General features: G+C 70.3%; 7 protein-coding genes. 2 read left to right on the forward strand and 5 right to left on the reverse strand.

From position 1 onward, the window contains the following. Positions 1–5: 5 nt before the first annotated feature. The 5 genes from J2Z79_RS11580 to J2Z79_RS11600 are packed head-to-tail and all read right to left on the reverse strand — an operon-like array spanning position 6 to position 5,205. On the reverse strand, positions 6–917 hold the full coding sequence (locus J2Z79_RS11580; protein ID WP_209467051.1) for an ABC transporter ATP-binding protein: 912 nt from the start codon (positions 915–917) through the stop codon (positions 6–8). Beyond that, complete coding sequence (locus tag J2Z79_RS11585; RefSeq protein WP_209467052.1) at positions 908–1,936, reverse strand: BtrH N-terminal domain-containing protein; 1,029 nt, start codon at positions 1,934–1,936, stop codon at positions 908–910. The genes J2Z79_RS11580 and J2Z79_RS11585 overlap by 10 nt, the downstream gene beginning before the upstream one ends. Before the next feature lie 19 nt (positions 1,937–1,955). Beyond that, positions 1,956–2,801, reverse strand: a complete 846-nt coding sequence (locus J2Z79_RS11590; RefSeq protein ID WP_209467053.1) for a hypothetical protein — start codon at positions 2,799–2,801, stop codon at positions 1,956–1,958. After that, positions 2,798–3,859, reverse strand: a complete 1,062-nt coding sequence (locus tag J2Z79_RS11595) for a BtrH N-terminal domain-containing protein (protein ID WP_209467054.1) — start codon at positions 3,857–3,859, stop codon at positions 2,798–2,800. The genes J2Z79_RS11590 and J2Z79_RS11595 overlap by 4 nt, the downstream gene beginning before the upstream one ends. Continuing rightward, complete coding sequence (locus J2Z79_RS11600; protein ID WP_245302662.1) at positions 3,856–5,205, reverse strand: radical SAM protein; 1,350 nt, start codon at positions 5,203–5,205, stop codon at positions 3,856–3,858. Before J2Z79_RS11600 ends, J2Z79_RS11595 begins: the two co-directional genes overlap by 4 nt. Before the next feature lie 177 nt (positions 5,206–5,382). Between J2Z79_RS11600 and J2Z79_RS11605 the strand changes: the two genes are divergently transcribed. Then, positions 5,383–6,510 carry an ABC transporter permease gene (locus J2Z79_RS11605; protein WP_245302663.1) on the forward strand — a complete coding sequence of 376 codons (1,128 nt, stop codon included), beginning with the start codon at positions 5,383–5,385 and terminating at the stop codon, positions 6,508–6,510. Then, the gene (locus J2Z79_RS11610) at positions 6,503–7,225 is read left to right on the forward strand and encodes an ABC transporter ATP-binding protein (protein WP_245302641.1); all 723 of its coding nucleotides are present in this window, start codon (positions 6,503–6,505) and stop codon (positions 7,223–7,225) included. Before J2Z79_RS11605 ends, J2Z79_RS11610 begins: the two co-directional genes overlap by 8 nt. Positions 7,226–7,323 lie beyond the last annotated feature (98 nt).

Consider the following 7,323-nt stretch of genomic DNA (forward strand, 5'->3'; position numbering starts at 1 on the left):
CAGACTCACCCCCTGAGCGCCCGGCCGGTCACGGCCAGGAAGTAGTCCTCGAGCGAGGCCGCCCGGCGCTGGAACTGGACCAGGCCCCACCGCCCGCCCAGCTCCTGCACGGCCGCCGCCGTCGCGTCCGGATCGGCGGCGCGGAACTCCCACACCCCGGGCCCCGCCTCCACGGCCGCTTCCGCCGGCAGGGTCCGGCAGGCCTCGGCCGGCGGCGGCTCGCGGAACGCGGCACGGATGACCTCCCTGAAGGGGAGAGAGCCGACCAGCCCGGCCGGAGTATCCACCTGGATCACCCGGCCGCCGTCCACCACGGCCACCCGGTCGCAGAGCGCCTCTGCCTCTTCCATGTAGTGGGTGGTGAGCAGCACCGTCTTCCCGCGCGCCCGGAACCCCTCGACCAGCGCCCAGATCGCCTTGCGCGCCTGGGGGTCCAGGCCGGTGGTGGGCTCGTCGAGGAAGAGCAGCTCCGGGTCGTGCAGCATCGCCGTGCCGATGGCCAGCCGCTGCTTCTGCCCGCCGCTCAGCGTGCTGACCCTGGCGCGCGCTTTGCCCTCCAGGTCCAGGAGGCGGAGCATCTCCGCCGGAGACGCCGCCCGGGGGTACAGGGCCGCGTACAGCCGCAGCGTCTCCAGCACGGTGAGCGTGTCGAAGAAGGTGGTCACCTGGAACTGAACGCCGATGCGGTGCTTCAGCGCCCGGGCGTGCTCCCGCACGGAGAGGCCGAGCACCTCGGCCCGCCCGGAGTCAGGCGCCCGGATGCCCTCCAGCACAGCCAGCGTGGTGGTCTTGCCGGCCCCGTTCGGCCCCAGGAGGCCGAAGATCTCGCCGCGCCGCACCGCAAGCGACAGGTGGTCGACGGCGGTGACATCGCCGTAGCGAACCACCAGATCCTCCACGCAGACGGCTAGATCCACCCCGAAACCACCTCCTCCAGGCGGCTGGCGCCCTCTGTCTCGCCCCGGGCAATCTCTGCCAGCAGGCTCCCGGCCTTCCCCTCGAAGACCGGGCACGGGCGCCCCTCGCCGGCCTCCCGCAGCATCGCCGACAGCTGGCTCCAGAGCTTGGCCAGCTGCAGGTAGTGGCGCCCCAGCGCCTCCAGCTCCGGCTCGTCCACCAGCGGAGCGGCCTCGAGCAGGAAGCGGCCGTAGATCCGCCGGAAGCAGCCCCGCCCCGTCCCGGCCACGTCGAACATGATGTAGGCGAGGCGGGCGCTGGTCCGGGCCCGCTCCTCACCCAGCAGCCGGGGCCACAGCGGAAGCTCCTCCATGAGGCCCCGGATGGCGGGGAGCCCGTGGAACTTGTCCCAGGGGTGGAGCAGGCGGTGGGCGGTCCCGGCCAGGGCGCTGCGGACGGCGCGGGGCAGGTCGGGCTCGAGGCCCCGGGGGCGGCTCAGGGTGTACCACTTGCCCTCGGGCTCCGTGACGCCGCCGGCCGCCAGCCGCGCCGCCGCCAGGTCGGCCAGGGGGATCGTCAGCCGGTCCCACCAGGCGTAGTCGTGGGCGTAGGCGACCCCTGCCTCCTCGTCGTACCCGACCAGCATCACCTTGTGCCCGCCGAAGCCCACGCCTTCGGGCCAGCTGTCCGAGCGGCGGATGTACTCCAGGTGGCGGACGTCCACGTCGACCAGCACCGGCTCGCCCGCGTCGAGCAGCTCCTTCACCGGGATCCAGGGATCGCGGCCGCCCGGCTTGTGCATCTCGAGGATGAGGCCCAGGTTGTCGGCCAGGTGGAACTCCAGGTCGTCGCCCCGTCCCATCACCAGGAAGTGCGGCATGCCCGGCATGCGGAAGTAGGTGAAGCCCAGGCCGCAGCCGATGCCGAGGCAGAGCTCCTCCGAGAGCTCGATCCCCAGATGGGCGAGCCAGTTGCGCATCGCCGTGGACTCGCAGTGCGAACCGGCGATGTGCCTGTACGCGATGGTCGCAGATGCCATCTCGGGCCTCCCTCCAGCTTCAGAACAACCAGCGCCGGGAGAGCGCATACAGTTCACGGGCGGCCTGCCACTCCAGCGACACGACCTCGGCCAGGCCGCCGCCCGACCGGCAGAACCGCTGCCAGGCCTCTCCGCACTCCCGGTACCGCCCGGCGAGGTCCGTGAGGCGCGGCTCCTCCAGGACCTCAGCGGCGAGCGTGAGGCCCGTGGCAAACTGCCCGCGAAAGAGGTCGTGCTCCGGCCCGCCCAGGTGGGCGGGAGGAGGGGAAGCGGCGGGGCGGCCCTGCGCCCACCGCTCCAGCGCGGGAAGCCCCGTGTACAGCGGCCCCTCCGGCGGGCAAAGCAGCCGCTCGGCCGTGCGCCGCAGGGCCTTCTGCCAGAGCAGCCGCCGGTCGGGCAGCCGGGGGGTGAGGTAGAACAGGAACCACGACCGGGGCCGCATCTCCGCCAGAAAGGCGCTCACCGGCTGCTGCCGCGGTTCCGGCTCCCAGGGCGACAGCCAGGCGACCTGACCCCCCCTCGCCTCAAGGAGCAGCGCCAGCTCCCCGCCCGCGCTGGCGACGAGGGTGGGCCTTCGCCCGGCCAGGCGGTCAGCGATAGTCGCCCAGAGGCCGTCAGGGGTTGCGAAGGGATACGCGTCCACCCAGTTCCCGGTCTCGCGCACTGCGTCGTGCAGGAACCAGGGGGAGAGGCCTCCCCACCGGTCCGGCGACTCCGGCCTGTACTGGAACTGGAGCCCCCGCCCCCAGGCGAGGAGCTCCGTCTCCCCGACCTCGGCGCCGCGCTGCCGGAGCAGGGTGGCCAGCATGACGGCAGGGGGGCATTGCCCCGGCACGTGAACCAGCGGCAGCGTCAGCGCGCTCATGTGAGCAGCGCCTCCAGCCGCTCCGCAGCCTCTGCTTCGCCGTCAAGGATCGACTGCAGCAGGCCCTTCGCGCGCTCGCCTTCGAAAACCGCCCGGGGTTCGCCGGCCCGCGCGCCCTCCAGCATGAGGCTGTTGAGCTCGTTCCAGGTGCGGGCCAGGCCCGCGTAGTGGCGGGCCAGCGACACGTACCGCTCGTCGCCAAGCAGGTCGGCGCATTCCATGAGGAAGCGGGAGTACATCTTCCGGTGGTGGCCGCCGCCGCTGAGCAGGTTGCACTGCAGGTCGGTCATGAAGACCGTGGCCTGGAACTTGGTGGGCGGCAGAAGCTCCGGCCAGTGCGGAAACTCCTCGCAGAACCGGCGGAGCCCCGAGAGGCCGATGGCGCCGTTCCAGAAGCGCGAGTGATAGCGGTTGACCACCTTGCGGATGGCGAAGGGGATCGCGTCCTTGAGCGGGACGGTCGGTTCCAGCGGCTCGATGTACATCCACTCGTTCTCGGAGGGGTAGTACTCGGCCGAACTCCGGGAGGCCTGGAAGGCCTCGAAGGGCACCTCCCAGACGCCCGGCAGCATGTTCTCAACCACGGCCACGGTGGCTCGCTCGTCGTCGTACCCGACCACGATGGTCTTGTGGCCGCCGAAGTTGTAGGAGGCCACGCAGGGCGGCAGGTCCCAGGTCTGGTTGAAGTAGGGGACCAGCGGCTTGCGGTCGCAGTCCACGATGACCGGCACCCCGGCGTCGATCAGCCGCCGGATCTCGTCCCACGAGTCCTCGGCCGTCTGGCCCCGCTTGACGATGAGCCGGATGTCGAGCAGGTGGGCGAGGTCGGCGTAGGGCTGCCACCCCCTCCCGGTGACGGACCAGTACGGCGCCCAGTAGGCCGGGTCCGGGCAGGTCTCCGGGTCGCTGTGGTGGTAGACGAAGACCAGGCCGGAGCCCAGGCCGAAGCACATGGACTCCGTGAACTTCAGCCCGTAGTACTCCAGCACGTCCCTGATGGGTGCCGATCCGCAGTTCAGGCCGAGCTGATGGTGATCAAACGGCAGCATCCGCCTCATCGCAGTAGCCCCCCCGTCAGCGGTACCTTTGGCTGGAAGTCCTGGTGCAGTTGGCAGCACTTCGCACAGACCGACAGGTGCCCCAGCTCCATCAGGGTGCGGCGGAACCGGCGCATGGGCTCGCCCCACCGCACCTCCGCGAGGCCGGCGGAGGCGGCGTCGCCCACGGCGACGTCCGGATAGTCCGGGCAGGGCACCACCCGGCCGTCGGGCTCCAGCCAGAGCGAGTCCCAGGGCAGCCTGCACCCGCTCCGGGTCGGCAGGGCGGGCTGGGTGAAGTAGGTGCGCACCTGCTCCTCGCCCAGTGGCGGCCAGAGCGTCACCGGGATGCGGGCGTTTCGCCCCGCCTCGCACACGGCCTGCCACACCTCGGCGGGATCCGGCGGTGGGGAGTCGTCCAGGAAGCCGGTCGCGGAGGCCCCGTCGACGCCGAAGCAGGTCTGGGCCTGTTGCCGGTACTCCGCCAGCATCTGCGGTGTGAGGAACATGGGGAGTTGGAACTCCAGCGCATCGGCCATCAGGTCCTCCGCGACCGCCGGCATCTCCCTGAGCCGGGGGAGGTTCTCGCGCAGCACCACCGTGTTGATCTGGATGCGCACCTGGCGGCCGGCCGCCTGCCGCAGGCGGTGCAGCCCCTCCCGCACCCGCCGGAAGAGCCCCGGCATCCGCCGGATCTGCTCATGCACCTCCGGGGGGCCGTCCACGGAGACGATCAGCAGGTCCGGCGGCGCTTCCGCCAGCGCGGCCGCATGGGCTGTGAGCGTCGTGCCGTTGGTGTTGATCGTGCAGTGCATCCCCAGTTCCCGGATCGTGCGGATGAGGGGGACGATGTCAGGGTGCAGGAACGGCTCGCCGCCCCAGAGGTAGACGGCCGGCCGCATCGCTACGGCCTCCTCCAGCAGGCTCCGGAGCCGGGGCAGGCGGAGCGCCCCCGCCACGGCCTGCCGCGCGGTCATCCGCTCCCACCGCGGCACCTGGCCGCACATCCGGCAGCGCAGATTGCACCAGTCGATCAGCCGCAGACCGAGCATCCGGAGGGGCGTCCCGGGAAGGTCGGGCACGTGTCGCCACGCCCGCCCGTCTCGCTCCCAGGTCCCGAGGCGGGCCTCCGTCTGCCCGCCGGGTCCTGCGGCCCGGAACGACACCCGTGCGGCGTTCGCCGGAACCTCCGGAACCCGCCAGAGCTGCCGTCCCCGAGCCCGCTCCGTCCCGGGGCACGCCAGCGGCGGCAGGGCGCTCCCGTCGTCAGCGACGGCCTCCAGCCAGACCTGCGGCGCCCGCCCGGCGGGCCACGTGTACAACACCGAAGGAACCTGACCGGGCGAGTCCCTGTCCATCTGCCCCATGGCCAGCACGGGCACCACCCCTTCGCCGCGTCGATTTTTGTCGAAATTCCTGCGCAGTTATTTTTATTCGCATTCTACTGATGATAACCACCACTGTCAACAGTTGCTCTTGTCCATTGGGTGGCGTATACTGTTACCTGAATTCTTTAAAGGGGCGGTGATGCGCCAACAATGTGGATGTATGCCCTGAATAACATCAGCGTACGAAAACTGAGGACGGCACTGACGGTCCTGGGCGTGGCGGTCTGCGTGCAGCTCTTTGTGGTGATCACCTCGATCCTGAACTACACCATCAAGGACCTGGAGCAGGAGCTCGCCAAATACGCCGGCCAGATGTTCGTCCAGGTCGACACCGGCGTCAGTACGGGCGAGGAGTTCCCGCCGCAGACGGGCAGCATCAGCCTGGCGGACAGCGATGCGATCATCGAAGCAGTCGCGGCGCGGATCGACCCGGAGCGCAGCACGCCGGTGGTCTTCCAGGTCATCGGAAAGCCGGCCTACCCCAACGGTCCCCCTCAGGCGATGGCCGTGGGTCTCCTCCCCGGGCGTGAAGCGGCCTACACGAGGGCTCCGGCCGCATCCGGCTCCGCGGCGCTGCCCGCCTCCGGCGGGGTGGTGCTGGGCGCCGCGGCGGCGGAGTACTTCAACGTGGATCAGGTGGGCGCCACGGTCACCATCGGCGGCGAGGCGTTCGAGGTGACCGGCATCCTGGAAGAGCAGCAGGACCGCGTCAGCAACCCGGTGGTGCTGATGGCCCTCGAGGACGCGCTGCGCGTGATGAACCAGGCGAACCCCACCGCCCTCCTGCTGACGGTGAGCAACATCGGCGACGTCTCCGCGCTGGCCGAGGACATCGGGTCGGCGTTCCCCGACATGCGGGTCATCACGCAGGCTGAGATCGCCAGGAATCTGGACGAATCCCTGGCCGGCACCCGCACCTTCATGTCGCTGATCAACTACACCGTCCTCGCCGCCGCCATCGTGCTCGTCTCCATCGTGATGTACATGGCGGTGATGGAACGGACCCGGGAGCTCGGGATCCTGCGGGCCATCGGCGCCGGGCGCAGCCGGGTGCTTGGCAGCCTGCTGCTGGAGGCGATGGTGCTGAGCTTCGTCGGCGGGCTGATCGGCAACGGTGCCGGGCAGTTGCTCCTGATCTACGCCTGGAAGGCCGACTTCATGGTGTCGGGTGCGACGGCCGCAGCCGGCGTGGTGGCTGCGGCCGCCATCGGCGGCCTCGGCGCCCTGATCCCGGCATTCAAGGCCACCCAGGCAGTACCAAACGAGGCGTTGCGCTATGAGTAAGCAAATGGGTTGTGTGATCGAGACGCGCGGGCTTGCGAAAGAGTACCGCATGGGCAGCGTGACGGTGGAGGCGCTGCGGGAGGCCACCCTGAGCATTGAGACGGGGAGCTGCGTGGCCATCACCGGCCCCTCCGGCGCCGGCAAGAGCACGCTGCTGAGCCTCCTGGGCCTGCTCGACCGCCCCACCCGGGGCACGATCCTCTTCCAGGGTGAGGACGTCTCCCGCCACTCCGACGCGGTGCTGACCAGGCTGCGGGCCCGCTTCATCGGCTACGTGTTCCAGCAGTTTCACCTGGTCCCGGTACTCAAAGTGCTCGACAACGTGCTGCTCCAGCTGGAATTTGCGGGGGTTCCCCGGTCCCGGCGCAGGCAGATGGCCCTCGAGGCCCTGGAGAAGGTCGGCATGTCCCACCGGGCGAACCACTACCCCCGCGAGCTCTCCGGAGGCGAGCGGCAGCGCGTCGCCATCGCCCGGGCTATCGCCAAGCGGCCTTCGCTCCTGCTGGCCGACGAGCCGACGGGCAATCTGGACTCGGCCAACGGCGAGCGCATCCTGGACCTGCTGCTCACGCTGAACCGCGAGGGCACGACGCTGGTCGTGGTCACGCACGATCCGCACATCGCCGCCCAGATGCAGCGCACGATCCAGGTGCGCGACGGCCGGCTGGTCTCCGAGCCCGCGAGCGTCGCGCAGGGGCGGGTTTCACGGCGCTGAAAAGGGGGCCGTCCCAAAAGCAGGTTGCTCTGCTGGGACGGCCCCGTTCCTTTTCGTTCGAATTGGGTTTTTCAGGTAGTCAATCGACCATCTTGCGA

It is taken from the genome of Symbiobacterium terraclitae (assembly GCF_017874315.1).
GTDB classification, from domain to species: domain Bacteria; phylum Bacillota; class Sulfobacillia; order Symbiobacteriales; family Symbiobacteriaceae; genus Symbiobacterium; species Symbiobacterium terraclitae.

Excerpts from the sequence above, each read along its gene's own strand:
- J2Z79_RS11585 (WP_209467052.1), bottom strand. The coding sequence starts at position 1,936 with ATGGCATCTGCGACCATCGCGTACAGGCACATCGCCGGTTCGCACTGC.
- J2Z79_RS11590 (WP_209467053.1), bottom strand. The coding sequence starts at position 2,801 with ATGAGCGCGCTGACGCTGCCGCTGGTTCACGTGCCGGGGCAATGCCCC.
- J2Z79_RS11595 (WP_209467054.1), bottom strand. The coding sequence starts at position 3,859 with ATGAGGCGGATGCTGCCGTTTGATCACCATCAGCTCGGCCTGAACTGC.
- J2Z79_RS11600 (WP_245302662.1), bottom strand. The coding sequence starts at position 5,205 with ATGGGGCAGATGGACAGGGACTCGCCCGGTCAGGTTCCTTCGGTGTTG.
- J2Z79_RS11605 (WP_245302663.1), top strand. The coding sequence starts at position 5,383 with ATGTATGCCCTGAATAACATCAGCGTACGAAAACTGAGGACGGCACTG.
- J2Z79_RS11610 (WP_245302641.1), top strand. The coding sequence starts at position 6,503 with ATGAGTAAGCAAATGGGTTGTGTGATCGAGACGCGCGGGCTTGCGAAA.